The 23,990-nt window shown below is 64.5% G+C and carries 27 protein-coding genes; 19 read left to right on the forward strand and 8 right to left on the reverse strand.

Going from position 1 to position 23,990, the window contains the following annotated elements; all coding sequences use genetic code 11:
- Nucleotides 1–15 precede the first annotated feature (15 nt).
- The 7 genes from tsaE (at nt 16) to tsaD (ending at nt 4,784) form a co-directional block, all read left to right on the forward strand.
- Entirely contained in the window at nt 16–606 is a 591-nt protein-coding gene (gene tsaE, locus AC5RWO_RS09660; RefSeq protein ID WP_498731384.1) for a tRNA (adenosine(37)-N6)-threonylcarbamoyltransferase complex ATPase subunit type 1 TsaE, read from the forward strand.
- Between the two features lie 208 nt (nt 607–814).
- Nucleotides 815–1,228 (forward strand): hypothetical protein, encoded by a 414-nt coding sequence (locus AC5RWO_RS09665; protein WP_498731170.1) that lies wholly within the window; start codon nt 815–817, stop codon nt 1,226–1,228.
- Nucleotides 1,225–2,085, forward strand: a complete 861-nt coding sequence (locus AC5RWO_RS09670) for a hypothetical protein (RefSeq protein WP_498731171.1) — start codon at nt 1,225–1,227, stop codon at nt 2,083–2,085. Before AC5RWO_RS09665 ends, AC5RWO_RS09670 begins: the two co-directional genes overlap by 4 nt.
- Nucleotides 2,086–2,125: 40 nt before the next feature.
- Nucleotides 2,126–2,482: a hypothetical protein gene (locus AC5RWO_RS09675; RefSeq protein ID WP_498731172.1), complete on the forward strand. Its 357-nt coding sequence runs from the start codon at nt 2,126–2,128 to the stop codon at nt 2,480–2,482.
- Between the two features lie 18 nt (nt 2,483–2,500).
- A complete protein-coding gene (gene tsaB / locus AC5RWO_RS09680; RefSeq protein ID WP_498731173.1) occupies nt 2,501–3,169 on the forward strand; it encodes a tRNA (adenosine(37)-N6)-threonylcarbamoyltransferase complex dimerization subunit type 1 TsaB in 669 nt (222 codons plus the stop codon).
- Between the two features lie 41 nt (nt 3,170–3,210).
- Nucleotides 3,211–3,720 carry a ribosomal protein S18-alanine N-acetyltransferase gene (gene rimI / locus AC5RWO_RS09685; protein WP_498731174.1) on the forward strand — a complete coding sequence of 170 codons (510 nt, stop codon included), beginning with the start codon at nt 3,211–3,213 and terminating at the stop codon, nt 3,718–3,720.
- On the forward strand, nt 3,717–4,784 hold the full coding sequence (gene tsaD, locus AC5RWO_RS09690; RefSeq protein ID WP_498731175.1) for a tRNA (adenosine(37)-N6)-threonylcarbamoyltransferase complex transferase subunit TsaD: 1,068 nt from the start codon (nt 3,717–3,719) through the stop codon (nt 4,782–4,784). Before rimI ends, tsaD begins: the two co-directional genes overlap by 4 nt.
- Nucleotides 4,785–4,886: 102 nt before the next feature.
- Here tsaD and AC5RWO_RS09695 read toward each other — a convergent pair whose 3' ends face one another.
- Nucleotides 4,887–6,035: a glutamate--cysteine ligase gene (locus tag AC5RWO_RS09695; protein ID WP_498731176.1), complete on the reverse strand. Its 1,149-nt coding sequence runs from the start codon at nt 6,033–6,035 to the stop codon at nt 4,887–4,889.
- Nucleotides 6,036–6,146: 111 nt separating this feature from the next.
- Here AC5RWO_RS09695 and AC5RWO_RS09700 point away from each other — a divergent pair, with 111 nt between their 5' ends.
- Nucleotides 6,147–7,790 carry a glycoside hydrolase family 3 protein gene (locus AC5RWO_RS09700; protein ID WP_498731177.1) on the forward strand — a complete coding sequence of 548 codons (1,644 nt, stop codon included), beginning with the start codon at nt 6,147–6,149 and terminating at the stop codon, nt 7,788–7,790.
- Between the two features lie 76 nt (nt 7,791–7,866).
- Here AC5RWO_RS09700 and AC5RWO_RS09705 read toward each other — a convergent pair whose 3' ends face one another.
- Complete coding sequence (locus AC5RWO_RS09705) at nt 7,867–9,129, reverse strand: THUMP-like domain-containing protein (protein ID WP_498731178.1); 1,263 nt, start codon at nt 9,127–9,129, stop codon at nt 7,867–7,869.
- A gap of 118 nt (nt 9,130–9,247) precedes the next feature.
- On the opposite strand from AC5RWO_RS09705, the gene AC5RWO_RS09710 reads away from it, so the two are divergent.
- The 7 genes from AC5RWO_RS09710 to AC5RWO_RS09740 all read left to right on the forward strand — a co-directional run bounded on the left by AC5RWO_RS09710 (nt 9,248) and on the right by AC5RWO_RS09740 (nt 13,396).
- Complete coding sequence (locus AC5RWO_RS09710; protein WP_498731179.1) at nt 9,248–9,595, forward strand: DUF6507 family protein; 348 nt, start codon at nt 9,248–9,250, stop codon at nt 9,593–9,595.
- 1 nt (nt 9,596) lies between these two features.
- Nucleotides 9,597–10,928: a hypothetical protein gene (locus AC5RWO_RS09715; protein WP_498731180.1), complete on the forward strand. Its 1,332-nt coding sequence runs from the start codon at nt 9,597–9,599 to the stop codon at nt 10,926–10,928.
- A 76-nt stretch (nt 10,929–11,004) separates the two neighbouring features.
- On the forward strand, nt 11,005–11,418 hold the full coding sequence (locus AC5RWO_RS09720) for a hypothetical protein (protein ID WP_498731181.1): 414 nt from the start codon (nt 11,005–11,007) through the stop codon (nt 11,416–11,418).
- Entirely contained in the window at nt 11,415–11,894 is a 480-nt protein-coding gene (locus AC5RWO_RS09725; RefSeq protein WP_498731182.1) for a hypothetical protein, read from the forward strand. Before AC5RWO_RS09720 ends, AC5RWO_RS09725 begins: the two co-directional genes overlap by 4 nt.
- Nucleotides 11,894–12,745 carry a hypothetical protein gene (locus tag AC5RWO_RS09730; protein ID WP_498731183.1) on the forward strand — a complete coding sequence of 284 codons (852 nt, stop codon included), beginning with the start codon at nt 11,894–11,896 and terminating at the stop codon, nt 12,743–12,745. Before AC5RWO_RS09725 ends, AC5RWO_RS09730 begins: the two co-directional genes overlap by 1 nt.
- 52 nt (nt 12,746–12,797) lie before the next feature.
- The gene (locus AC5RWO_RS09735; protein WP_498731184.1) at nt 12,798–13,139 is read left to right on the forward strand and encodes a maleylpyruvate isomerase N-terminal domain-containing protein; all 342 of its coding nucleotides are present in this window, start codon (nt 12,798–12,800) and stop codon (nt 13,137–13,139) included.
- Nucleotides 13,140–13,174: 35 nt separating this feature from the next.
- Entirely contained in the window at nt 13,175–13,396 is a 222-nt protein-coding gene (locus tag AC5RWO_RS09740) for a hypothetical protein (RefSeq protein WP_498731185.1), read from the forward strand.
- Nucleotides 13,397–13,403: 7 nt separating this feature from the next.
- Here the strand turns inward: AC5RWO_RS09740 and AC5RWO_RS09745 are convergent, their stop codons facing one another.
- Together AC5RWO_RS09745 and AC5RWO_RS09750 are read right to left on the reverse strand one after the other, a co-directional pair.
- Entirely contained in the window at nt 13,404–14,558 is a 1,155-nt protein-coding gene (locus AC5RWO_RS09745; protein WP_498731186.1) for a sulfite oxidase, read from the reverse strand.
- A gap of 31 nt (nt 14,559–14,589) precedes the next feature.
- Nucleotides 14,590–15,354 (reverse strand): Crp/Fnr family transcriptional regulator, encoded by a 765-nt coding sequence (locus AC5RWO_RS09750; RefSeq protein WP_498731187.1) that lies wholly within the window; start codon nt 15,352–15,354, stop codon nt 14,590–14,592.
- A 195-nt stretch (nt 15,355–15,549) separates the two neighbouring features.
- On the opposite strand from AC5RWO_RS09750, the gene AC5RWO_RS09755 reads away from it, so the two are divergent.
- Nucleotides 15,550–15,927: a VOC family protein gene (locus AC5RWO_RS09755; protein WP_498731188.1), complete on the forward strand. Its 378-nt coding sequence runs from the start codon at nt 15,550–15,552 to the stop codon at nt 15,925–15,927.
- Nucleotides 15,928–15,966: 39 nt separating this feature from the next.
- Here the strand turns inward: AC5RWO_RS09755 and AC5RWO_RS09760 are convergent, their stop codons facing one another.
- From AC5RWO_RS09760 to AC5RWO_RS09775, 4 genes are read right to left on the reverse strand one after another with little or no spacing between them, the layout of a single operon-like run.
- The gene (locus AC5RWO_RS09760) at nt 15,967–16,725 is read right to left on the reverse strand and encodes an iron ABC transporter ATP-binding protein (protein WP_498731189.1); all 759 of its coding nucleotides are present in this window, start codon (nt 16,723–16,725) and stop codon (nt 15,967–15,969) included.
- A complete protein-coding gene (locus AC5RWO_RS09765; RefSeq protein ID WP_498731190.1) occupies nt 16,722–17,738 on the reverse strand; it encodes an iron chelate uptake ABC transporter family permease subunit in 1,017 nt (338 codons plus the stop codon). The genes AC5RWO_RS09760 and AC5RWO_RS09765 overlap by 4 nt, the downstream gene beginning before the upstream one ends.
- Nucleotides 17,722–18,753, reverse strand: a complete 1,032-nt coding sequence (locus AC5RWO_RS09770) for an ABC transporter permease (protein ID WP_498731191.1) — start codon at nt 18,751–18,753, stop codon at nt 17,722–17,724. The genes AC5RWO_RS09765 and AC5RWO_RS09770 overlap by 17 nt, the downstream gene beginning before the upstream one ends.
- Nucleotides 18,754–18,804: 51 nt before the next feature.
- Nucleotides 18,805–19,758 carry a siderophore ABC transporter substrate-binding protein gene (locus tag AC5RWO_RS09775; protein WP_498731192.1) on the reverse strand — a complete coding sequence of 318 codons (954 nt, stop codon included), beginning with the start codon at nt 19,756–19,758 and terminating at the stop codon, nt 18,805–18,807.
- Between the two features lie 442 nt (nt 19,759–20,200).
- Between AC5RWO_RS09775 and groES the strand changes: the two genes are divergently transcribed.
- The 3 genes from groES to guaB all read left to right on the forward strand — a co-directional run bounded on the left by groES (nt 20,201) and on the right by guaB (nt 23,923).
- Complete coding sequence (groES, locus tag AC5RWO_RS09780) at nt 20,201–20,497, forward strand: co-chaperone GroES (RefSeq protein ID WP_074701392.1); 297 nt, start codon at nt 20,201–20,203, stop codon at nt 20,495–20,497.
- A 63-nt stretch (nt 20,498–20,560) separates the two neighbouring features.
- Nucleotides 20,561–22,171, forward strand: coding sequence for a chaperonin GroEL (gene groL / locus AC5RWO_RS09785; protein WP_498731193.1), 1,611 nt, complete (start codon nt 20,561–20,563; stop codon nt 22,169–22,171).
- A gap of 246 nt (nt 22,172–22,417) precedes the next feature.
- The gene (gene guaB, locus AC5RWO_RS09790) at nt 22,418–23,923 is read left to right on the forward strand and encodes an IMP dehydrogenase (protein WP_074701396.1); all 1,506 of its coding nucleotides are present in this window, start codon (nt 22,418–22,420) and stop codon (nt 23,921–23,923) included.
- Nucleotides 23,924–23,990: the final 67 nt, after the last annotated feature.

Genomic DNA, 23,990 nt, shown 5'->3' on the forward strand with positions numbered 1-23,990 from the left:
GAGGAACCGACACCGATGTGGGAAGCGGAGTATTCGGTAGCCAGTGCGGAAGAAACCCAGATCCTGGCTGCCCGGATCGGTGCACAGCTGCAGGCGGGGGATCTGATCGTCCTGACCGGGGAACTCGGGGCCGGCAAGACCACTTTCACCCAGGGGCTGGGCGAAGGCCTCGGCGTGCGCCCCGGCATCATCTCGCCCACTTTTGTGCTGGTGCGGGTCCACCCGAGCCTGGGCGACGGGCCGGATCTGGTGCATGTGGACGCCTACCGGCTGGAGTCGTCCGGTGAAATTGACGATATCGACCTGGAAAACACGATGGACAGCGCGGTGACCGTGGTCGAGTGGGGCCGCGACCGGGTGGAGCACCTGACGGAGAGCCGGCTGGACATCACGCTGGTGCGCGCCACCGGAGCTGATCTGGCCGCAGCCGGAACGAACACCGCGAGCACCGTGAACTCAGCCAGCTCAGCGGGCTCAACGGACACCGCGGAAGCTGGCGGCAGCCCCGCCGTCGTACTCGATTTTGATGAACCGGACGATGCTGAAGACCGGCAGATCCGCATCAGTGCCTACGGTCCGCGCTGGGCTGGCGGCAATCCTTTCTAGGAGTCTCGCCTGAGCACGTCTTCGCCCCAACCTGCGCTGGCCCATACCGGTGCTGCGGTGTCAACGAGCAGGCATGGGCAGTCCTCCCCATCGCGCGGGCACGGCCGGTCTGCCTACGGTGGGGAGCACAATTTGAACGGGTTGATCGAGGAGCTCCAGCGTGGCCGGATGGGTGAAAAGGACTATCCGTCCGCCCCTCGAAGTGGCCGTGAGCGCCCCCGCCGGTTGGGAACGGATCGACGTCGAACACACCGAGCTGGTCCTGGCACTGGCCGGCATGCCCGCCGGTGTCTTCCGCCCCAGCCTCGTGGTGGTGAGCTACTTCTCCGAAGAACCGCTGCCGCAGATCGCGCTGCGCGCCGCCGAGGAGGCCCAGCAGCATTACGAGGACCCGCTGCTGATCTCCAGCGAGTACTTGGAACATTTTGGCCGGGCGGGCGGACGGATCGAGTTCACCTACCGGATCGGCGAGACCACGGTATTTGTGCGCCGCTGGATCCTGAAGCTCGACAGCCGCTGCCTGGACGTCATCGCCAGCAGCACCGTCGGGCAGGTGCCGCTGGTCCGGGGTGCCTTCGACGCGATGTTCAGCTCGCTGGCGTGGGAAAGCGCTGCCGCGTGAGCGTGTTGATGCAGCCGGAGTTGCCGGCCAAGGCAGCCGGCGGGCGGCCTTCTGGCCCTACAGCGCCGGCGCTCGAAGACCTGGCTTCCCTCGCCAGACGCCAGGGCTACTTTTCCACCGGGCCGTGGCTTTCGGCGGACGCGGCTGAAGTCTTGATTAACAGTGCCTCCCGCGGCTCGGCCAGATTCGGCCGGGTTGCGGCACTGCGCCGGCCGGATATTGCCCGCGAGTTTGCCAGCTGGGGCTTCACCAATCCGCGCGGCACCTACACGGCGGACAGCAGGTTCTTTCGCCACGCTGTCCTGGCCGCCCGAACAACGGCCCGCATTGATGGTTGGCATTTGGGGAAGCGGACAAGCCTGCGGCTGTGGATCGGCGGCCGCTGGACCGCCGTGGTTGCCGGAACCTCAGCCGGTGCCCTGCTGCGCGGGTACGAATCCGGCGACCGCGGAACTATGGTCCAGCTGGATGTCGCAGGAGTGGACGATGCGGCTTCCGTCATGGCCGCCTGGTCCGGGCTTGCCCCGGCGTGGTCCAGTACCGGAACAGCCGGCACCATTGACACCGTCACCCGCGGCCTGTTCGAGCGCAGGCTCCGGAATGCGAAGGTGCCCGTGCCTTCCAACGCGGACGGCCAGCTGCGCCGATTGTGGCCCGAGCCCTGGTTCGTCTGGGTAGTCACCGTAGGCCGGGAGAGATTCCGCCGTGGTTTCATCAACGCCGGGGCCGCCGGACATTTCCTCTTTGGCCTGAATAACGACGGCGATGTGCAGCTGGCTCCGCAGCCCTCCTCCCTGGTTTGGCACACCCTGCGCGACGCCGTGGAAGACGCGCGGTTCCAGGAACGGTATTACTAAGCAACAGCGGTGAAGGGATCAAGAGCGCGTGGATGTCTCTGTGGGATTAGCCGCCATCGCGGCAGGTGCGGCGATGGTGTTTGCCGGTTGGAGGGCCTACTCTGGCCGCTGGCGCAGGTGGCTCGCGTACGGCGGCCTGATCCCAGGCATACGCAGCTACCCTGGGCTTGGCTTGTTCTACGGGGGAATTGCATTCGTGCTGGCGCCCGCGGCGGCGTGGCTTGCTGGAGCCGGTGCGGCCAAGACGGTGGTGGCCGCGATAGTCATTCCCGCCATCGTTGGCATGCTGATTTCGCTGCTTAGCCTTGCCTGGCTTCCGCGTTTTATGCGTCCGGCATGGGTGCGGGCAACCGAGCAGAACGAAGAGCTGCCCGCACGGCAGCAGGGCGACGGCTAAACCACGTAAAATGGTCTGGTGCTGATTCTCTCCATCGATACCTCCGCCATTGCCAGCGCGGCTCTCATCACCGGAGACGGAGAGACCCTGCAGGCATTCACCACCGAGGACACCCGGACCCATGCCGAGGTCCTGGCCCCCGGCATCCGGGAAATACTCACGACGGCGGACGTCACCGCCGCCGACATCGACGCCTTGGTCGTGGGCGTGGGGCCGGGACCGTTCACCGGCCTTCGCTCCGGCATCGCTACCGCCAGATCGCTGGCTTTCGCCTGGAACAAGCCCCTGCACGGGGTGATGAGTCTGGATGCCATCGCCGCGGAGGCAGCGCTGGATGCCTGGCGGTTGGGGATCGACGAGTTCATCGTGGCCACGGACGCGCGACGCAAGGAAGTCTACTGGGCGCGGTACCGCAGCACCGGCGGAACCCTCGAACTGCTGGACGGCCCGCACGTCTCCGCGCCGGCGGACGTGCCGGAGCTGCCGGCCTACGGCAAGGGCGCGGGCATCTATCCGGACCAGCTGCACGCCGTCCCGGACTTCAGCGGCATCCAACCGACCGCCGAAGCGCTCGGCCGCACCGCCGTCGTCAAGCTGACACGGGGTCTGCCCCTGCTGGAAACCACGCCGCTGTACCTGCGCGAATCCGATGCCAAGGTCCCCGGGCCGCGGAAGCGTGCGCTGTGAAGGCGGCGGACAGGGCCATACAGCGCGGAGGCATCCGCCCGATGACCGAGGCCGACATTCCTGAGGTCGACGCCCTGGAGCAGAGCCTGTTTCCCATGGACGCTTGGCCCACCCAGATGTTCTTCGACGAGCTGTCCCAGCCCGAAACCCGGAGCTACTATGTCGCCGTCGATCCAGCTGGGACGGTGATCGCGTACGCCGGACTGATGTGCATCGAGCCGATCGCGGACGTGCAGACCATCGCCGTGGTGCCGGAGCGGGAAGGGCAGGGGATCGGCAGCCTGATGCTGACCCGTCTGATCGAGGAGGCCGCGCGGCGCAAGGCCAAGGACGTGCTGCTCGAGGTCCGGGCGGACAACCCGCGGGCGCAGCGGCTGTACCAATGGTTCGGGTTCGAACAGATCCACCGCCGCCCGCGCTACTACCGCGACGGCGCGGATGCGCTGATCATGCGGCTGGAACTGGCCGGCTGGACCGGAGCGCCCGGCGCACAGCTTGAAACGACCACGTCCACGACGACGACCTCGACCACTTCGGAGGAGACCCCATGAACCGCAGCGAACCGCTGGTACTGGGCATCGAGTCCTCCTGCGACGAAACCGGTGTAGGCATAGTCCGCGGTGACACCCTGCTGACCAACACCGTCTCCTCCTCGATGGAGGAACACGTGCGATTCGGCGGCGTGATCCCGGAGATCGCCTCGCGCGCCCATTTGGATGCCTTTGTCCCCACGCTCCAGCAGGCGCTGGATGAAGCCGGGGTGACCCTGGACGAAGTCGACGCTTTGGCCGTGACGTCCGGCCCGGGTTTGGCAGGTGCACTGATGGTGGGAGTCTGTGCGGCCAAGGCGCTCGCCGTCGCCACGGGCAAACCGCTCTACGCGATCAACCACTTGGTAGCGCACGTTGGCGTGGGCCTGCTGGACGGCGGCGAATTGCCCGAAAACCTCGGCGCGCTGCTGGTTTCCGGCGGCCATACGGAGATCCTGCGAGTGAAGTCCATTACCGACGACGTCGAACTGCTCGGCTCCACCATCGACGACGCCGCCGGCGAAGCCTATGACAAGGTGGCCCGCATCCTCGGCCTGGGTTACCCGGGCGGACCGGTGATCGACAAGCTGGCCAAGGAGGGGAATCCCAAGGCCATCCGTTTCCCCCGCGGCCTGAGCCAGCCCAAGTACATGGGCTCGGCCGAGCAGCCCGGGCGGCACCGCTACGACTGGTCCTTTTCCGGGCTGAAGACCGCCGTGGCCCGCGCGGTGGAGCAGTTCGAGGCGGCCGGCCAGGAGGTTCCGGTGGCCGACATCGCCGCGTCCTTCCAAGAAGCAGTGGTGGACGTCATCACCGCCAAGGCCATGCTCGCCTGCACCGAACAGGGCATCACCAACCTGCTGCTCGGCGGGGGAGTGGCTGCCAATTCACGCCTGCGCGAGCTGACCGCGGAACGCTGTGCGGCCAACGGGATCACGCTGCGCGTCCCGCCGATCAACCTCTGCACGGACAACGGGGCCATGGTCGCGGCACTGGGCTCGCAGATCGTCATGGCCGGGGGAGAACCGTCCGGGATCGATTTCGCCCCGGATTCCTCCATGCCGGTTACCAGCGTCCACCTGTAGACCCGCCTCTCCCCGTTACCCCTCAATCGAGGAAGCAGATAACGCCCTTCCCGGCCTTGGGAAGGGCGTTATCTGCTTCCTCGATTGAGCAGGCGGCGGTAGCTAGGCTTCGCCGCGCATCTGCCGGACCACATCGAGCACGACGGCGCGCAGGTCGCCGTCGTTCTCTGCCGCAATCCGGCGCTGGCGCTGGTAGCCGGCGCCGCGCTCGATGATCTTCTCCACGTCCGCCAGTTCGTTGCTGCAGCCGAGCTTCTTTGCCACCGGTTCCAGCCGGTTGAGCACGTCTTCGCGCAGGTGCTCGGTGACCAGCTTTTCCTTGCCGGCGCCGTCGAGGATGACGATCGCCTCCATGCCGTAGCGGGCCGCGCGCCACTTGTTCTCCTGCACATGCCACGGGGGCATGGTGGGGATGGCCCAGCCGTCGTCGAGCACGGTGGAGAACTCGTCCACCAGGCACTGGGTCAGCGCGGCGATGGCGCCGACATCCTGCAGCGAGGACATGCCGTCGCAGATGCGCATCTCGATGGTGCCCAGGGCGGCCACCGGGCGGACGTCCCAGCGGATCTCGCTGAGTGTGTCGATCACCCCGGTGTTGAACATGTCCTGCACATAGTCTTCGTAGTTGGCCCAGGCGGGGAACTGGAACGGCAGGCCGGCCGTCGGCAACTGCTGGAACATCAGCGCGCGCTGCGAGGCATAGCCGGTATCTTCGCCGCCCCAGAAGGGGGACGATGCGGACAGTGCCTGGAAGTGCGGGAAGTAGTTGACCAGGCCGTCCAGCACGGGCAAAGCCTTGTCCCGGTGGTCCAGGCCCACGTGGACATGCACGCCGTAGATCACCATCTGCTGGCCCCACCACTGGGTCCGGTCGATCAGCTTGGCATAGCGTTCCTTGTCCGTCACCGGCTGGGACCGCGGCGCGGCAAAGGGGTGGCTGCCGGCGCAGAACAGCTCCACGCCCATCGGATCCGTCACATCGCGGACCGCCGTCAGGGCATCGCTAAGTTCGCCCTTGGCCTGCTCCACCGATGTGCAGATGCCCGTGACGAGTTCCACCGTGTTCAGCAGCAGCTCCTGCTTGATGTGGGGGTGCTCGTCGTCGTCCTTGAGCTCGGGATGGCTGGCAGCGACGTTGCGCAGCACCTCGGAGGCCGCGGACACCAGCTCGCCGCTCCGGCCGTCCACCAGCGCCAGTTCCCACTCGACACCGAGGGTGGACTGGGCGGACGGTGCGAACTCGATATTCAAACTGACTCCTGATCTGCGCGGCTTGCCGGGTGCGCCCCGGCTGTGCTCCCGTCACGCGGCTTGCGGCAGAGAACCCAAGTCAGATTCTACGGCAGTGGTACCGTCAAAGACGTGAAAAAGTTCGGTTCCCGGCGTCTGGCGCTGGGTGTGTTGGCGGCCACGTCCGCACTCCTCATTTCCTCCTGTACCGCCCCCGGCCCCGCACCCAAAGGCGGCAGCTCGGCGCCGCCGTCGTCCGTTGCCGCGCCCACCGAAGCGTCCGCGCTGTCCTGGGGGCCGAACCAAGATCATTACGACGACGCCGCTGCCGCCGTCGAGGCGATGAGCCTTGAAGAAAAGGCCGGGCAGGTCATGGTGTCCTTCTACTCCGGAACGGATCCGGCACCGCAGTTGGCCGCCATTGAGGAACTGCATCTGGGCGGCAGCATCATCATGGGCGATAACGTCCCGCTGACCGCAGAGGGCACGGTGGACGTGGCGGCCATGGCGCAGATCAACAAGTCGCTGCAGGACGCAATGTTCAACGCGCGGGACTGGCCCGGAATCATCTCGGTAGACCAGGAAGGCGGCATGGTGGCCCGGCTGGGCGCGCCGCTGACCGAGTGGCCCACACCGATGACCTACGGTGCCGCGGCGGATGAGGCTGTCTCGCGGGACTCCATGGCGGCGATGGCCACCGAACTGGCCGCGCTCGGCTTCACTATGGACCACGCGCCGGGGCTGGACCTGACGATCGGACCGGCGGATCCGACCATCGGCGCCCGGTCCCTGGGCAGCGACCCGGAACGAGCCTCGGCGCAGGCCCCGGCGCTGCTGGAGGGCTTCGAGAAGGCCGGGGTCATGCCCAGCGTGAAGCACTTCCCGGGCCATGGCTCCGTGACCACGGATTCGCATCTGGCTCTGCCGGTGCAGGACGCCTCCGTGGCGGAACTGCAGTCGCGGGACTGGAAGCCGTTCAAAGCGGCGATCGACGCCGGGGCCCCGGTGATGATGATGGGCCACATTGCCGTCCCCGCGCTGGAACCGGGTATTCCGTCGTCGCTGTCGGCACCGAGCTACCAGGCGCTGCGGGAGCTGGGGTTTGAAGGCGTCATCATCACGGATGCGCTGAACATGGGCGCGGTGGAGAACCAGTACCCGGGCGGCCAGGCTGCTCCGATGGCGCTCGCCGCCGGCGCCGATCTGCTGCTGATGCCTACAGACCCGTATGCCGCGCACGCCGCGATTCTTGCCGCGGTGGAGGACGGCACGCTGGCCGAGGAGCGACTGGATGAAGCCGCCACCCGGGTAGTCACCATGCAGCTGTGGCAGAAGTCCATCGCGCAAACGCCGTCGCTCGCGGAGATCGGTACCCACGCGCAGGACTCGCAGGAAGCCTCGGCCGCCGCGCTGACCGTTCTGACCGGACAGTGCTCGCGCGAGGACCAGTTGGACGGCTCGCTGACCATCCAGGGTGCAGACCCGGCCGCCAACCAGCGGCTGGCGGCTGCCGCTGAGGCGCGCGGGCTGACGGTAGGCTCGGGGCCAACGGTCACCCTGCTGGCCGGGCCCGAGAGCGGAACCGGGGACATTGTTGTTTCGCTGGATGCGCCGTGGGGGTTGGAACTGTCCTCAGCCGAAGTAAAGGCCGCGCTCTTCGGAGACACCCCGGCAGCCTTCGAAGCGCTGCTGGATTACCTCACCGGTGAGACCGGCGCGCCCGGGACCCTGCCGGTGGATGTCGGCGAATACGAAACCGGCACTGGCTGCGGATAGCACCGGCCGCAGCTAACAGCAGCTGCGGATAGCACTGGCCGCAGGTTACGGCCGGGCGCAAGGCGAAACTCGGAGTTTACGGCCGGGCGCTGCGGCTTCGGCTGCGGTGGCCGGCAGGCGGGATGGGCTCGACGACAATGGCCACGCGCTCCTCGCCCATGCGGGTCAGTACCAGCGTGGCCTTGTTTGGTCCCTTGCCGGAACCCGTGAGCAGGGTCTTGCGCAGTTCTTCCGGCGTGACCGAGGTGCCGCGCTTCTTGATTTCCAAGGTGCCGATTCTGCTGGCCTTCACCCACGCCTTGAGCTTCTTGACGTTGTACGGGCGGACCTCCAGCACCTTGTAGGCACGGGCGAACGGAGTCTCCAGCAGGTCCGGCGCGCAGAAGTAGGCGATGTGCTCATCGAGCAGATGCCCGCCGAGCTGCCGTGCCACGTCAGCCACCAGCCCCGCCCGGATCACGGCGCCGTCCGGTTCATACAGGTAGCCCTCGGCCGGTCCAACCGACACATCCTGCTCCGCGGGCACGTAGCCGATGTCACTGGTGAGCTCAGCCGAACCGCCGTTTGAGATGACCAGGGCGGCCCGCCGGACACCCGGGCGGGCCAGGCTATTGAACCACAAGGTCGCCTCCGTCACGTCGCCGTCCACCGAAACCCACTGGGCCTCGCAGTCCGCCGGCAGTGCGTCATGCGGAATGCCAGGGCCCATCTTGACGCCGACCGGAAGGCCCTGGTCAGCCAGTTTTTCGACGAAGGACAGCGGCGGTGAGAAGGCTTCGGGATCGAACAAGCGCGTGGTGCCGGACGTCGTCGTCGTTCGTCTTGCAGGATCCAGCCAGACGCCGTCGACGCCGTTCAGGTCCACCTGCTCCGCATCGGCGTTAACGACGGTGGCATTGGGCCAGGGCATGAGGTTAATGGTGGCCACCGCGGCGGTGGTTTCATCACGTTCGACGGCGGTGACCTTCCGTTCCAGCGTGGCCAGCGCGAGCGCGTCCGCGCCGATCCCGCAGCCAAGGTCCGCGACGTGCTCGACGCCGGCCTGGACGAACCGCTGGGCATGCAGCGCCGCGATGTTGAGCCGGGTTGCCTGTTCCAGGCCCGCCTTGGTGAACAGCATCTGCTCGGCGAAAGGGCCGAACTTGGTGGCGGCCTTGGCCCGCAGTTTGGACTGGGTCAGCGCGGCCGCGACCAGTTCCGGGGAGTGGCCGGCCTTGCGCAGCGCCGTGCTGGTCTTGAGGCTGTCCGCTTCCGAATACGGCTCCAGGGAGTTCAGCAACTCCCAGCCTTCCGGCGTGAGGATGGGAGCAATATTCTCGGCGGAGTTCTCGGATGCCATGCTTTCAAGCCTAGACCAGCGCGTGCCGTCGGTCGGACACGGGTAGTTCTCCCCATCGCGGCAAGACAACAGGTCCGCTAACGTCTATCAGCGGGAGAAGCACCGACGGGGAGATTTCATGGCATTGAATGGATACGACATCAACACGGCAGCGTGCCAGGGCATCCTGACCAACGTCGAGATCGAGGCGGAGGACATTGCAACCAAGAGGTCCAACCTCAGCGACGAGGTCGATAACGCCGTCGAGGCCTGCAAGAGCCGCCAGATCGGCAGTGCCCTGATCGATCTTTGGAATAACGTGCTGGCCGTTCAATGCGAGGCCGCCACCACACGGATCGAGAACGCGGCAGGCGGTGTGCGGGGAGCCGTCAACGCCTACGTTATCGGTGATGAGGCCATGGCAGAGAACAGTCGGAAACGGGTCACGGATTTGCCGGACATTAGCGTCGAGGACGCGAAAAAGTAGCATGGCACTGGATGCGAGCCCATTGCAGGACTGGCCTGCCCCGTCCGCTATTAACGCGGCAGCCGGAGCCATCGCGAAACAAGGGGCGGCTGTCGACACCGCTGTGGGAAGTGTTGCCACAACGTGGTCGTTCCTGGAGCGCCATTACGAAGCACCCGAACAAAATGATGTCCTGACGGTATTCCGGAACATCACTCCGCACGGGGAGGCGGTCAAGACAGCCGCCGAGGACGCCAAGAAGGCATTGGAAACCTTTTCTTCCGGCGTGGAAAGGCTGTTGGAGACCCGACGAGCACTGTTGTTGGATGTCCAGGAGTTCCGGAACGACCCGCCCCGCGTGGATCCGTCGGACCCTGACTCGGAGGTTCTGCCGTTGGCCGAGGCGCAGTTGGACTTTCGGATCCAGGACCTGGTTTACCGGTATCAGGAACTTGAGACAGCCTGTGTCTCTGCCATTATGGCCATCAACGGCGGCCCGAGGTCCGACATGGGCGCTCTGGCCGGGCCGAATTTCGCGCTGATTCCGGCAGCCACGGGCAACTACGGCAGTCTGTACACCTTCAAATCGGTTGAGGTAGAGGCTTACCGGACGGTGCCGGTTCCGTGGCAGGACTACCGCTTCACCCCAATCGACCCGGACACGTTGAACGCAGCGGAAAGAGCGGGCAACAGATTCCTGCGCATCGATGGGCGTGAAATCAGTGTTCATGATCCGGAGCATCCGGACTACGGGCGCACCAAGCAGGAGCGGTACTGGCGGACGACCTATGGAACCAAAATGGATTGGCGTCCGGAAGTCAACAAGAAGTTCTACGATCGTTTCGACTGGTACAGCAAGAAAGTTGATGCGGACCGGAGCAATTGGAAGCCTGATCTTTCCGCTTCTGAACGACCAAGGTTCAGCCAGTTGCCGAACGAGCTTAAAGGGATCAAGGCAGGTGGACTGGCTCTTGGCGTCGTCATGGCCGGCGTGACTTTTGCGGATGAGCGAGCGAAGGAATACAACAACCTGCTGCAGGAAAATCCCTCGATGTCGGAGAGCGATCGTGAGTTCCGGGCTAACGAGGTTGGTACGGTCAAGACCGCAGCAAAGACAACTGTGGATCTTGGAGCCGGGTTGGCAGGAGCGGCCGTGGGAACGGCGATTGGCGGTCCGGTCGGAACCGTTGTGGGATTCGGCGTCGGAATGTTCGTCTCCTACGCGTCAGATGTCGAACTTCCGGATTGGCTGGGTGGAAAGAGCATCAAGGATCAGGCAGCGGACGGAGCCGTGGAACTCTACGACGGTGCCAAAGACCTGGTTTCCGACGGTTGGAATGCCGTTTTCGGCTAATCTGGTCACTCTCCGGAACGGTACGGTGGAAGTACCGGACTCCTCGCCCCTCTCCTTCAAAAATAGTTAGGCACCTGTGTTTTCACCTGCGCTACTTCTGTTCTTATTGCCGCTCGGGCTTTTCCTACTGGTGTGCGGTCTCGGGATGTACACCAATAAGTGGCCGGTGCTGTTGGTGGTGGACGGCTTCCTGCCGGGGCAAGGCGGTCTGGCAGCAACATACATCGGTGCCTGGATGGCGACGTTGCCGTTCGGTGATTGGTGGCTGTCCTGGGACATTCCGGTCCTTCCCGGAATCTTGTCCCTGCTCAACACCGCCTGCCTGGTCATTGGGCTCGTGGGCTGTTTCTGGATGCCTCGGTTCATGCAACCAACCTGGATCAAGGAGCTGGATGACAGGAGCAAACGCGGTGAGGATGCATATTCCCTGAAGTATCTGCGTCCGTCCGACGATGGCGGCACGTCCCTGAAACGTGAGGAACAGCCATGAGTGGTGGAAGCGAGTGGGTCTGGGAAAGCATTGACAGGTTTTCAATGCCGCGTCTGAGCAATTGGGAGCGGCTTCAGGAACCGCAGGCTGCTCTGGTGCTGGCACATCCGCCGGTTCCCCACGGTGTTTTCCGGCCGAATCTGGTGGCGCGGGTTGAACCTGCAAACGCAGTGACATTGACCAGGATGGCCACTGCCGCCTTGGCCTCGACGATGAAGCTTTGGGACGACGTCCATGTCATCGCCAATGAGGAGGCGCTCAAACAAGACCTGCGCGGGCGCAAGCAGAAGTTCGTGTACCAGGCCAACGACCAGACAATCTGTGTGGACCGGTGGCTTTGGCTGGTGGCTGGTGACGCCGTGGAGCTGACCGCGAGCTACACCGTCGAGCAACTGGTTGGCATGGAGCCATTGTTCGACCACATGATCGGTGGTCTCGAATTTCGGGGAACCGATCGCGAAGGAGTGGCAGCGTAGTGGAGACCCTGGACAGTATTGCTCCCCGCGAGCCTCGTCTTGATGCTTTCGCATCAGCACGGTCGGGTTCCCAACTCGAAGATCTGTCCCGCGTCGCTTCTGCCCAGCCGTACCGTTCCAAGGGGCCTGTTCTGGGCACCAGCACGGTTCAGCTGTTCGAATCCATTGCGGATAGTGGGGCTGTCGGCCGGTTCCAGCGGGGCGGTAAGAAGTACGAGATCGCCGAGCTGTCCGCTTCTGGTTACGCCGACGAGAAGGGGCAGCTGACTTCCTCGGGAAAGGCGTTTGCAACGCCCTGGCGTGAGTTCGAATTCGGTCTATCCATTGCGGCCCAGCGAGAAGAGATGAATACGGGCATGCAGATCTGGGCAGGAGGCGGACTGGCGATACTAGCGGCCGGCCCCTCTCCGTTCACCGCGGAGACTGTGGGCATCGGTCCCAACCAGCTGGCGCTTGATCTCGTCACGGTTGCGCAGCTGCCGATGGCCATAGCCTCGTGGTGTTCAATCGGGCCCGCCTGGACAACGCACGGCGATCTGCGCTCCCTGCAGCCGAAGCAGTTTTATGCCCGACTTGCCTCGGCAGCGGAACCTGCCCCGGCCGATGCCGATGGAGCCTGGTTTCGAATGTGGCACCAACCCTGGACCGCGTGGAATATCCGGCGTTCCGGGTCGCAGTCCGGCCACAGCTGGTTGAACGCCGGATCCGCCGGGCATTACCGAGTAGGAACCAAGGCCGGCGACGTCACGCTGGAACCTGAGCCGTCCGCCGTCGTTTGGAATACCTTGGTCCGTTTCATCCACCAGGCAGTGACTGCTCCCCAGCAGACGCTGAACGGCATGGGAGCGTAGGATTCCAGTCTCCGGATGTCCGGAGGCTCCCTCACGGTGGCATGATGAGGCCATGATTCAGGGAGCGGCAACATACCTAGAGGCGGCACGGCACTTTCGCGAGGTGCTCGCCGGGATCCCGGACAGTGCCTGGGACGAGCCGGGGCTGGGCGACTGGAACGTGCGGACGCTGGCCGGACATACCAGCCGTGCGCTGATTACGGTCCTGACCTATCTGGAGCGGCCGGCTCAAAATATTGACGTCGGATCCACCGCCGAATACTACTCCGGGCTGGACTTCACCTCGTCGCCTGACATTACCGCCAGGGCGGTGGCGGCCGGGGAGGATCTGGGAGCGAAGCCCCTTGAGACCGTGGACCGGCTGCTGGCGCAGCTGGGAATGTGGTGCCGCTAGTCTCGGACCGCGTCATCGAGACGATAGCAGGCGGGATGCGGCTAAGCGACTACCTCCCAACCAGGATTTTCGAGCTGGCGGTACACAGCCTGGATCTGGCTGCCGCCTGCGGCGTTCCGGCGTCGTTGTCTTCTGACGTGGAGAAGGCGGCGATGAAGGTGGCGGTGGAAATTGCCGCCGCGCGTGGCGAGGGCAGCCTGTTGTTGCTGGCATTGACCGGCCGGACGACTCTGCCACCCGGTTTTTCCGTCGTGTGAAAGAAGGCTAAGGCAATGCCGTTCCGTCGGAAATCGATGGCAGCACGGTGACCTGCAACCGCTGGACCGCGTTGTTGGCCATGCCCTGGTAGTTCCACTCCGGTTCCAGCGGCTGGATGTTCCCTGCGTCGTCTTCGGCACGGCAGATCAATTCGTGATCGCCCTCTTCGGCCTGCCAGAAGCAGGACCAGCCCCGCCAGGCGTGCCTGCCATCCTGCTCGTCCAGCTGCGCCGGTAGCCACCGCCCATCGACGCCCACCTGGACAGACTTGATGAGGCCGTAGCCGGACCAGGCCCGGCCCACGAGTTTGGTCGCGCCGGCGGGAACAATGGGCCGGCGGGACATAAAATCGGGAATGCCCGGGGGAGCCATGAGCGAGCGGACACGTATCCGCGTGACCGGTTCGCCCGGATCATCGGCGTCCTGCTGCAAACGGTAGGCAAAACGCTGCTGGAACCCCTCGAAAGCCTGGGTGACGGCGTCGATGCGGTGCAGCCACTTCACGCTCGCCATGCCGTACCAGCAGGGAACGACCAGACGAAGGGGAAAGCCGTGCTGCGGCGGGAGCGGCTGGCCGTTCATTTCGTAGGCGAGCAGGACATCACCGGAGACGGCGGTGCGTACGGGCAGACTGCGTTCATACGCGTGCGCCGCTCCGCCCTGAAATCCGCGGTCCAGTCCGCTGAAAACCAGCTCCACAGCGTCCGGCCGCAGCCCGGCTTCGTCCATCAGGCCTACGAGCGGGGTGCCCGTCCACTCAGCCGTGCTAACACCCCCATGGACCCAAGGCTGTGATACCGGGCGCGGTTGCAACAAGCTCCGGCCGTTGCCTGCGCATTCAATGGTGACCCCCAAGGACATCCTGTCCCGGGCACGCAGATCAGCCAGCGAGAACTCTACTGGCTCGGCGACCGCTCCACCGATTTTCAGGCGCCAGGCCACCGGATCGACCATCGGAACATCCCAGTGCATGACCAGAAAGTGCATGCCTGCCGGCGTCCGGTCCCAGTGCAGCAGTTCCAACGGCATTGCGTGGTTGCGGGAGGCCAGCAGCACCTCATCCCGGCTGAAATCGCCGGTGGTGGGTTCCGCAACGTGCGGCCGTGGCGTGCTGCTGGCCGTGGGTTCCGCTGCGTGCACCGGACCTGTTGTTGTCGTCATGCTTTGATGGTGCGCTTCTTCTGTCCGCATGTCAGTAACCTGGGTTCCATTTGCTCAGTTCGATGAGCCTTTCCGGTTCGAGAATCACGATTCGGTCCCGTTCAGTACGGACTGTCCCGCTTTCACGAAGTTCGCGGAGAATCCGTACGACAACTTCCCGGGCGGATCCTACGGCCTCGGCAAGCTCCCGCTGGCTGGTCGTCACGGCGAACTGGCGGTTTCCCGCTCCAAGGTTTCCGGTTTCGTGCGGGGAAGGGGACAGCCGGCCGGACGGACCGCCGGGACCGGCAAGATCCAGCAGGTGCCGTGCCACCCGCTGGCGGACGGAGGTGAAGGCAGCTCCCGGAGTTTCCGCGATGAAATGAAGCACCCGGTCGTTGAGCTCACGGATGAGGGCCACGGCCACGCGGCTGTCGCGCGCCGTCGCTTGTCGGACCATTGCCGGGGAGAACTGCAGCAGTTTCATGTCCGTGAGCGCAAGCCCCGTTGCCGGCATGCTGAAGTCGTCGCTGAACAACGAGACCACACCGATCAGCGATCCGCTCCGGCAGTACCGGACCGTGGCCGTTTTGCCATCGGGGGCAGTCACGAAGATCTTTGCCAGCCCGGCGACCACGAGCTCGAAGTGTGCGGTGGTATCGCCGGCATGATGGATTACCGCCCCGGCACTCACCGTTGCCAGCGAGCTGCCGGTCAGCAGTTCTTCGAGCAGTTGGGGCGGGAGCGGGCGCAGGCGGGAATCAGCTATGGCCCTGGCCGTGGCAGCATCCGCAGTGGCCGATTCCAACCTGACCATGCTGTCCTCCGTGTCAAGGGGAGACAGCCCGCGGCGTCTCCTTGTTCCATGGTAGGAGCCTTCAGAGAGAAGATCGAGGGGCACCACGTGGCCGAAAGGCGCCGGGCAGAAACGCGCCGCCCGTGGTATGGCAAACCCGCCGCCGCGGTGCCAAGCTGGGTAATGTCCAGTTATCCGTCCTCAAGGGAGAACACCGTGTTCACTGCCAAGCAAGCGGTCAGCAGCTTCAGCGTCAATGACACAGCTGCAGCGAAAAATTTCTATGGCCAGACCCTCGGCCTTTCTGTCCAGGACGGGGACATGGGCACGGTGGAGGTGACGATACCGGGCGGAGCCACCGTCATGATCTACCCCAAAGAGAATCACGAGCCTGCTTCCTTCACCGTCCTGAACTTCGTCGTGGACGATGTCGAAGCCGCCGTGGACGAGCTCAACCGGGCCGGGGTGAAGACGGATATCTATGCCAGCCCGGATCTTCCCACGGACGCCAAGGGGATCATGCGCGGCAACGGTCCGGACATCGCCTGGTTCACGGACCCGGCGGGAAACGTCCTGTCAGTGCTCAAAGCCTGAAATAACGACGGCGGGCGGCTGTCCTTAGCACAGGGTGACTTAGGCGAAATAGACGCCGATCCGGTTGCCCTCGATCTCCTCGATACGGATGTCGATCTCGTAGACATCGCGCAGCACCTCCGGCTGCATGATCTGCGCGGGCGCGCCCTGATGCACCAGCTGGCCATCGCGCATGGCCACAATGTTGTCCGAATAGCATGAGGCGAAGTTGATGTCGTGGATGACCAGGACCACCGTCTTGCCTAGCTCGTCCGTCAAACGCCGGAGCAGGCGCATCATCTCCACCGCGTGCTTCATGTCCAGGTTGTTCAGCGGCTCATCGAGCAGCAGGTAGTCGGTGTCCTGCGCGAGCACCATGGCAATGAACGCGCGCTGGCGCTGGCCGCCGGAGAGTTCGTCCACGAACTTGTCCGCCAGGGCGCCCAGATCCAGGTACTCCAGTGCCTGGTCAATGTACGCCTTGTCCTCCATACGGGGCCGCCCGCCATGGTGCGGGAAGCGTCCGAAACCCACCAGATCGCGCACCGTCAGCCGGACCGTGAGCTGGTTGTCCTGCCGCAGGATGGCCATTTTCCGCGCGAGTTCCCGGCCAGGGGTGTCGTTGACGTCGAGACCATCGATGGTGACGGAGCCGGCGTCCATGTCCAGCAGCCGGCTGATCATGGACAGCAGCGTGGATTTCCCGGCGCCGTTGGGGCCGATGATCGAGGTGATGCCGCCGTCCTTGATGTAGCAGCTGACGTCGTCGACGACGGTCTGGGTGCCGTAGCGCTTGGAGACGCCGGAGACGTGGATCATTTGACTTTGCCTTTCAGCAGCAGGGCGATGAAGACGATGCCGCCCACAAATTCAATGACGATGCTCAGCGCCGTGTCGAAGGCGAAGACCTGCTCCAGCACCAGCTGGCCGCCCACCAGGGCGATGATGCCGAGCAGGACGGCGATGGCCAGCACTGAGGTGTGCCGGAAGTGTGAGCACAGCTGGTAGGCCAGGCTGGCCACCAGCAGCCCGAAGAACGTGATCGGGCCGACCAACGCGGTGGACACGGCCACCAGGACCGAGCAGATGATCAAGACCGAGATGACGGACCGCTTGTGGTCCACGCCGAGGTTGATCGCGGTTTCGCGGCCCAGCGAGAGCACGTCCAGCTGGTGGCGCATGCGCCAGGCCAGCGTGCTGACTGCGGCGACGGCCAGCGCGGAAACGAGCAGCAGCAGCCCGTCCACGTTGTTGAAGCTGGCGAAGAAGAGGTCCTGCAGGATGATGAACTCGCTGGGATCGATCAGCCGCTGCAGCAGGGAGGAGATGCCGCGGAACATGGTGCCGAAGACAATGCCCACCAGCAGCATCAGGTGCAGGCTCTTGCCCCCGCCGGTGAACAGCCAGCGGTAGAGCAGGAAGGAGAACGCCACCATGAGGGCCACTTCGATGACAAAGCGCGCCGGGGCGCCCATGGTCAGCAGCGCCTGGCCGCCGATGGCGAACGTCAGCCCGGTCTGGATTAGCATGTAGAGGGCATCAAAACCCATGATCGACGGCGTGAGGATCCGGTTGGAGGTGACGGTCTGGAACAGCACGGTGGAGACCCCAACGGCGTAGGCCACCAGGATCATCGAGCCCACTTTGATCGCCCGGCGGGGGAGGATGTAGCCGATGTTGCCGCGCAGGTCGATCAGCATGAAGGCCGCCACCAGGGCCGCGGCCAGCACCGACAGGGCGATGATCCACGTCTTCGGGGAGACGCCCTTGATGGGCCGGCGCTGATGCTGGGTCAGAGCCGTGGGGAGGCCGGTGCTAACCACGGCGTTCACGCTTTCGAAGGAGCAGGTACAGGAACATGGCGCTGCCGATCGCCGAGACGATGACGCCGACGGGGATTTCGTAGGGGAAGCGGATGGTCCGGCCGATGATGTCGCAGACCAGGACAAACCCCGCGCCGAAAACGGCCACCCAGGGTACGGCCCGGCGGACATTGTCGCCAAAAATAATGGACACCAGGTTCGGCACGATCAGCCCGAGGAACGGAATCGACCCGATATTGACGACGACGACGGCGCTGATCAGCGAGACAATGATCAGGCCGAGGGTCATCACGCGGTTGTAGTTCAGCCCGAGGTTGGTGGAAAACTCCTGGCCCATGCCGGCCATGGTGAAGCGGTCCGCGCAGAGGTAGCCGACCAAAGTCAGCACGGCGACGATCCAAAGCAGTTCGTAGCGGCCGCGCAGCACGCCGGAGAAGTCGCCGATCATCCAGCTGTTGAGCGTCTGCAGCAGGTCGTAGCGGTAGGCGAAGAAGGTGGTGATGGCCGCAATCACGCCGCCCAGCATGATGCCCACCAAGGGAACCAGCAGCGTGTTGCGCAGCGGTATCCGGCGCAGCACCAGCAGGAAGAGCGCGGTGCCGGCGGCCGCGAAAACGGTAGCCGTGGACATCTTTGCCAGCAGGGAGGCACCGGGGACGGCCACCGTGACCACGAGGATGCCCAGCGACGCGGATTCAACCGTGCCCACGGTGGAGGGTTCAACGAATTTGTTGCGCGCCATGAGCTGCATGATCAGGCCCGCAACGCTCATGGCCATACCCGCCAGGATGACGGAGATGGTCCGCGGCACCCGGCTGATCCAGAAAATATCCCACGCCGTCTGGTCGCCCGCGAGCAGCGCGGGCAGCGAAACGTCGCTGACCCCAACAAACATGCTGGCAATCGCGAGGGCGATAACGGCGGCACCGGCCACCGCCAACTGGCCGCCGGAACCGCGCGGGCGTGCCAGAGCTACCCGGCCGGAGACTGCCGGGGTGGAGCGGGTCATCGTCGAGGAAGCCATGGTAGGTGTCTTCCGTTGCGGGCCGGATGGGCCGGCCCGCAACGGTATTGACTACTTGACCAGTGCTGCCTGTACGGCGCCGACCATGGAGTCGACGTTGTTCAGGCCGTAGCCCACCAGGTACCAGGAAGCGGAATCCAGGTAGGTGATGTTGTCGTTCTTGGCGGCGTCGGTGCCGGCGACCAGTTCGTTGTCCAGGACCGCGGCGGCGGCCTGGCCTGCAGCCTCGCCGATGGCCGCATCGCGGTCGATCACGAAGAGATGAGCCGGGTTCTTCTCGGCGATGTACTCGAAGGAGATGGCCTCGCCGTGGGAGCCTTCGGACTTCACGTCGGCAGCGGTCTCCACGCGCAGGACATCGTGGACGATACCGAAGCGCGAACCGGCGCCATAGGCGGTGAGTTCGCCGCCGCTGGTCATCACCACCAGGCCGGTGCCGGCATCGGCAGCGGCGGCCTTGGTCTCCTCGATCTTGGTATCGATCGCGGCCAGCTGCTTCTCGACCTCGGCTTCCTTGCCGAAGATCTCGCCGAGCGTGGTGGAAACTTCCTTGAAGCTCTCCACCGGTGCGGCGGCATCAACGCTGAGGTCGATGGTCGGGGCGATCTTGCTCAGTTCCTCGTAGGCACCGGCGGTGCGGCCCGAAATGATGATCAGATCCGGAGCGCCTTCGCTGATCACTTCGAAATCCGGTTCCTTCATGGAACCGATCTTGGTGACGGCATCCTCGCCGTACTTGGCCAGCGACGCCGGGTACTGTGCGGTCGGAGCGCCGTCAACCTCTACGCCGAGGGAATCCAGGCTGTCCAGCGCGCCAAGGTCAAAGCTGTAGACGGTTTCCGGGTTGGCCGGAACCTCGGTGGAGCCCTGCGCATGCTCAACCGTAATCGTCTCCGCGTTGGCACCGGCGTCGGCTGCCCCGACGTCCTGGCCGCAGGCGCTCAGCGCCAGCAGCGAGGCAACGGCCGAGACTGCCAGGAGGCGGGACTTCACTGACTTATTCATAAATGGCTCCAGGAAATTCGGGTGCTCGGGCACCTCCCGGTACCCGCCGCAATAGATCACAAAATGATTGGCTAATTCTTGCGCGCCTTCGAACCGTATCGAGTTAGGTTAGCCTTAGGCAACTTTCCTGCAGAAAAATGTCCTCAAGCAACAACAGCACCAAACAGCGACGGCGGACGGTGCCATCAGGGTGCACTCCGGCTGGCGCTGGAACCGGTAGCGGGGCGGTGCCACGAGCTGATGGCGGGGCTCGCGCAAGGGGGCGTTGCGACGCTTTTGGCACTCACCTTGACCGAGTGCTAATCCGGCACATAGAGTCTTATTAGCACTCTCCCCGTGCGGGTGCTAATTACTCAAGGAACCTCCTGCCGGCACCGCGACGACGGCAGAAAATTCCTTGGCCAAAGAACCTATTCGTAGCTCATGCAAAGGAGAGAGCCGAGTGTCGGTCTCTATTAAGCCTCTTGAGGATCGTATTGTTGTCCGCCCGCTCGAAGCAGAGCAGACCACGGCTTCCGGCCTGGTTATCCCGGACACCGCCAAGGAAAAGCCGCAGGAAGGTGAAGTTGTCGCAGTAGGCCCCGGCCGCGTTGACGACAACGGAAACCGCGTCCCGGTCGATGTAGCCGAGGGCGACGTCGTTATCTACTCCAAGTACGGCGGAACCGAAGTCAAGCACAGCGGCCAGGAGTACCTCGTACTCTCCGCCCGCGACGTGCTGGCGATCGTCGTCAAGTAGTTTTCCGATGACCCCGGCCAGGCAACTGGCCGGGGTTTTTGGTCCAATAAGGAGAATTAATAAATGGCAAAGCAGTTGAAGTTTGACGATGCCGCCCGCAAAGCTCTGGAAGCCGGCGTCGACAAGCTGGCCAACACCGTCAAGGTGACCCTGGGCCCGCGCGGACGCAACGTCGTGCTGGACAAGAAGTGGGGCGCACCCACCATCACCAACGACGGCGTGACCATCGCCCGCGAGGTTGAACTCGAGGACGCCTACGAGAACCTTGGCGCACAGCTGGCCAAGGAAGTCGCCACCAAGACCAATGACGTCGCCGGTGACGGAACCACCACGGCGACCGTCCTGGCCCAGGCCCTGGTCAAGGAAGGCCTGCGCAATGTAGCCGCAGGCGCAGCCCCCGGCGCCCTCAAGCGCGGCATCGAGGTTGCTGTCGAGGCAGTCTCGGCACGTCTGCTGGAGAACGCCCGCGAGGTCGAGGGCAAGGTTGCCGAAGTGGCAACCATCTCGGCCCAGAGCCCCGAGGTTGGCGAGCTGCTGGCCAAGGCTTTCGAGCAGGTCGGCAAGGACGGCGTCATCACCATCGAGGAGGCCTCCGGTCTGCAGACCGAACTCGTCCTCACCGAAGGCATGCAGTTCGACAAGGGCTACCTGTCGCCGTACTTCGTCACCGACGCTGAACGCCAGGAAGCTGTCCTGGAAGACGCCATGATCCTGATCAACCAGGGAAAGATCTCCACGGTGCAGGAATTCCTGCCGCTGCTGGAGAAGGCGCTGCAGGCCGGCAAGCCGCTGTTCATCATCGCCGAAGACATCGACGGCGAAGCCCTGTCCACCCTCGTGGTCAACAAGATCCGCGGCACCCTGAATGTTGTTGCCGTCAAGGCTCCGGGCTTCGGCGACCGCCGCAAGGCCATGCTGCAGGACATTGCTACCCTGACCGGCGCCCAGGTTGTTTCTCCGGACCTCGGTCTGAAGCTGGACCAGGTCGGCCTGGAAGTTCTGGGTTCGGCACGCCGCATCACCGTGACCAAGGACGCCACCACCATCGTTGACGGTGCCGGCTCCGAATCCGATGTTGCAGACCGCGTCGCGCAGATCCGCGCCGAGATCGAGCGCACCGATTCCGATTGGGACCGCGAGAAGCTGCAGGAACGTCTGGCCAAGCTGGCTGGCGGCATTGGCGTTATCAAGGTCGGCGCAGCCACCGAAGTTGAGATGAAGGAAAAGAAGCACCGCATCGAGGACGCAGTGTCCTCCACGCGTGCTGCCCTGGAAGAGGGCATCGTGGCCGGCGGCGGTTCCGCACTGGTCCACGCAGCCCAGGCCCTGGACACCGATCCCAACGTTCTGGCTCTCGAAGGCGACGCAGCCACCGCCGTCGGACTTGTCCGCCGCGCGCTGGTCCAGCCGCTGCGCTGGATCGCCGAGAACGCCGGATACGAAGGCTTTGTCGTCGTATCCAAGGTGGGCGAGCTTGAGGTCAACAACGGCTTCAACGCCGCCACCGGGAAGTACGAGGACCTGGTTGCTGCCGGCGTCATCGACCCGGTCAAGGTCACCCGTTCGGCGCTGGTCAACGCGGCATCCATTGCCGCGCTGGTCCTGACCACCGAAACTCTGGTCGTCGACAAGCCGGCCGAGGACGAGGACGCCCATGCAGGGCACAGCCACTAAGACCGCAGCGCCCGCGCTTCGGTTCCAGTAGCAGCAGAAGGGGATCCGGCCAGTTCGCACTGGTCGGGTCCCCTTCGCATTTAAGCCCTGAATGTTCGAAGTTGAGTTAGTTCCGCCACATGGGTGCGGGAACGAAATAGAGCCGGGTGGCAAATGGTTTTAGGATGTAACTATCCACCTCTGTACCGGTAACCCCCCGCGACATTGGCCGCTCCCCATTCCGGTGTATCTCCGAAAGGCCGCACAGTGACTCAAGAATTTAACCCGTTCGCCTTCGAGGGCTTGACCTACGACGACGTGCTGCTGCTGCCCGGCCCGACAGATGTCATCCCTTCCGAGGCTGACACCAGCTCCCGGTTGTCCAAGCGCATTACGGTCCAGACCCCGCTGCTCTCGGCGGCCATGGATACCGTGACCGAGTCCCGGATGGCCATCGCGATGGCACGTCAGGGCGGTCTTGGGGTAATCCACCGCAACCTTTCCATCCAGGACCAGGCCGAGCACGTGGACCGGGTCAAGCGCAGCGAATCCGGCATGATCACCAATCCGGTGACCATCTCCCCGGACGCGACCCTGGCCGAACTGGACGAACTCTGCTTCAACTACCGCGTGTCCGGACTGCCCGTGGTGGACACGGACGGGAAGCTGCTTGGCATCTGCACCAATCGCGATACCCGCTTTGTGCCGCGCGCGGACTACCCGACCACTAAAGTGCATGAGGTGATGACCGCGATGCCACTGATCACCGGCAAGGTCGGCATCAGCCGGCCCGAGGTGATCGAACTGCTGGGCAAGAACCGGATCGAGAAGCTGCCGCTGGTCGACGACGCCGGAATGCTTCAGGGCCTGATTACGGTCAAGGACTTCGACAAGGCCGAGCAGTACCCGCTGGCCACCAAGGACGATGAGGGCCGTCTGCGTGTGGGCGCCGCTATCGGCTTCTTCGGCGACGGTTACGAACGCGGCATGGCCATGATCGACGCCGGCGCCGACCTCCTCGTGGTCGATACGGCCAACGGCCACAGCAGCGGTGTGCTGGATATGATCGCTCGGCTAAAGAAGGATCCGGCCGCGGCTCATGTGGACATTATCGGCGGACAGGCCGCCACCCGCGAGGGTGCCCAGGCCCTGATCGACGCCGGTGCCGATGCCATCAAGGTGGGCGTGGGCCCGGGCTCGATCTGCACCACCCGCGTGGTGGCCGGCGTCGGCGTGCCGCAGGTGACCGCGATCTACGAGTCCGCCAAGGCAGCTATTCCGGCCGGCGTGCCGCTGATCGCCGACGGCGGTCTGCAGTACTCGGGCGATATCGGCAAGGCCTTGGTTGCCGGCGCCGATACCGTGATGCTGGGGTCGCTGCTCGCCGGTGCTGCCGAAAGCCCGGGTGACTTGGTCTTCGTCAACGGCAAGCAGTTCAAGGCCTACCGCGGCATGGGTTCGCTGGGCGCCATGCAGACCCGCGGCAAGAACACGTCCTACTCGAAGGACCGCTACTTCCAGGCCGACGTACCGGACGACGAGAAGCTCATCCCCGAAGGCATCGAAGGACAGGTGCCGTACCGCGGCCCCCTCTCCGCCGTCGCGCACCAGCTGGTCGGCGGTCTGCGCCAGACGATGTTCTACACCGGCGCCCGCACCATCGCCGAACTCAAGGAAAAGGGCAAGTTCGTCCGTATCACCGGGGCCGGGCTCAAGGAGTCCCACCCGCACGACATCATGATCACGGCGGAGGCACCGAACTACAAGCGGTAGCCAACAGCAGTACAAGCGGTAGCCGCACTGCGCAGCGGCCGGTTTCCAGCAACCGGCGGCGCCATCG

The organism is Arthrobacter sp. B055-34 (assembly GCF_059090425.1).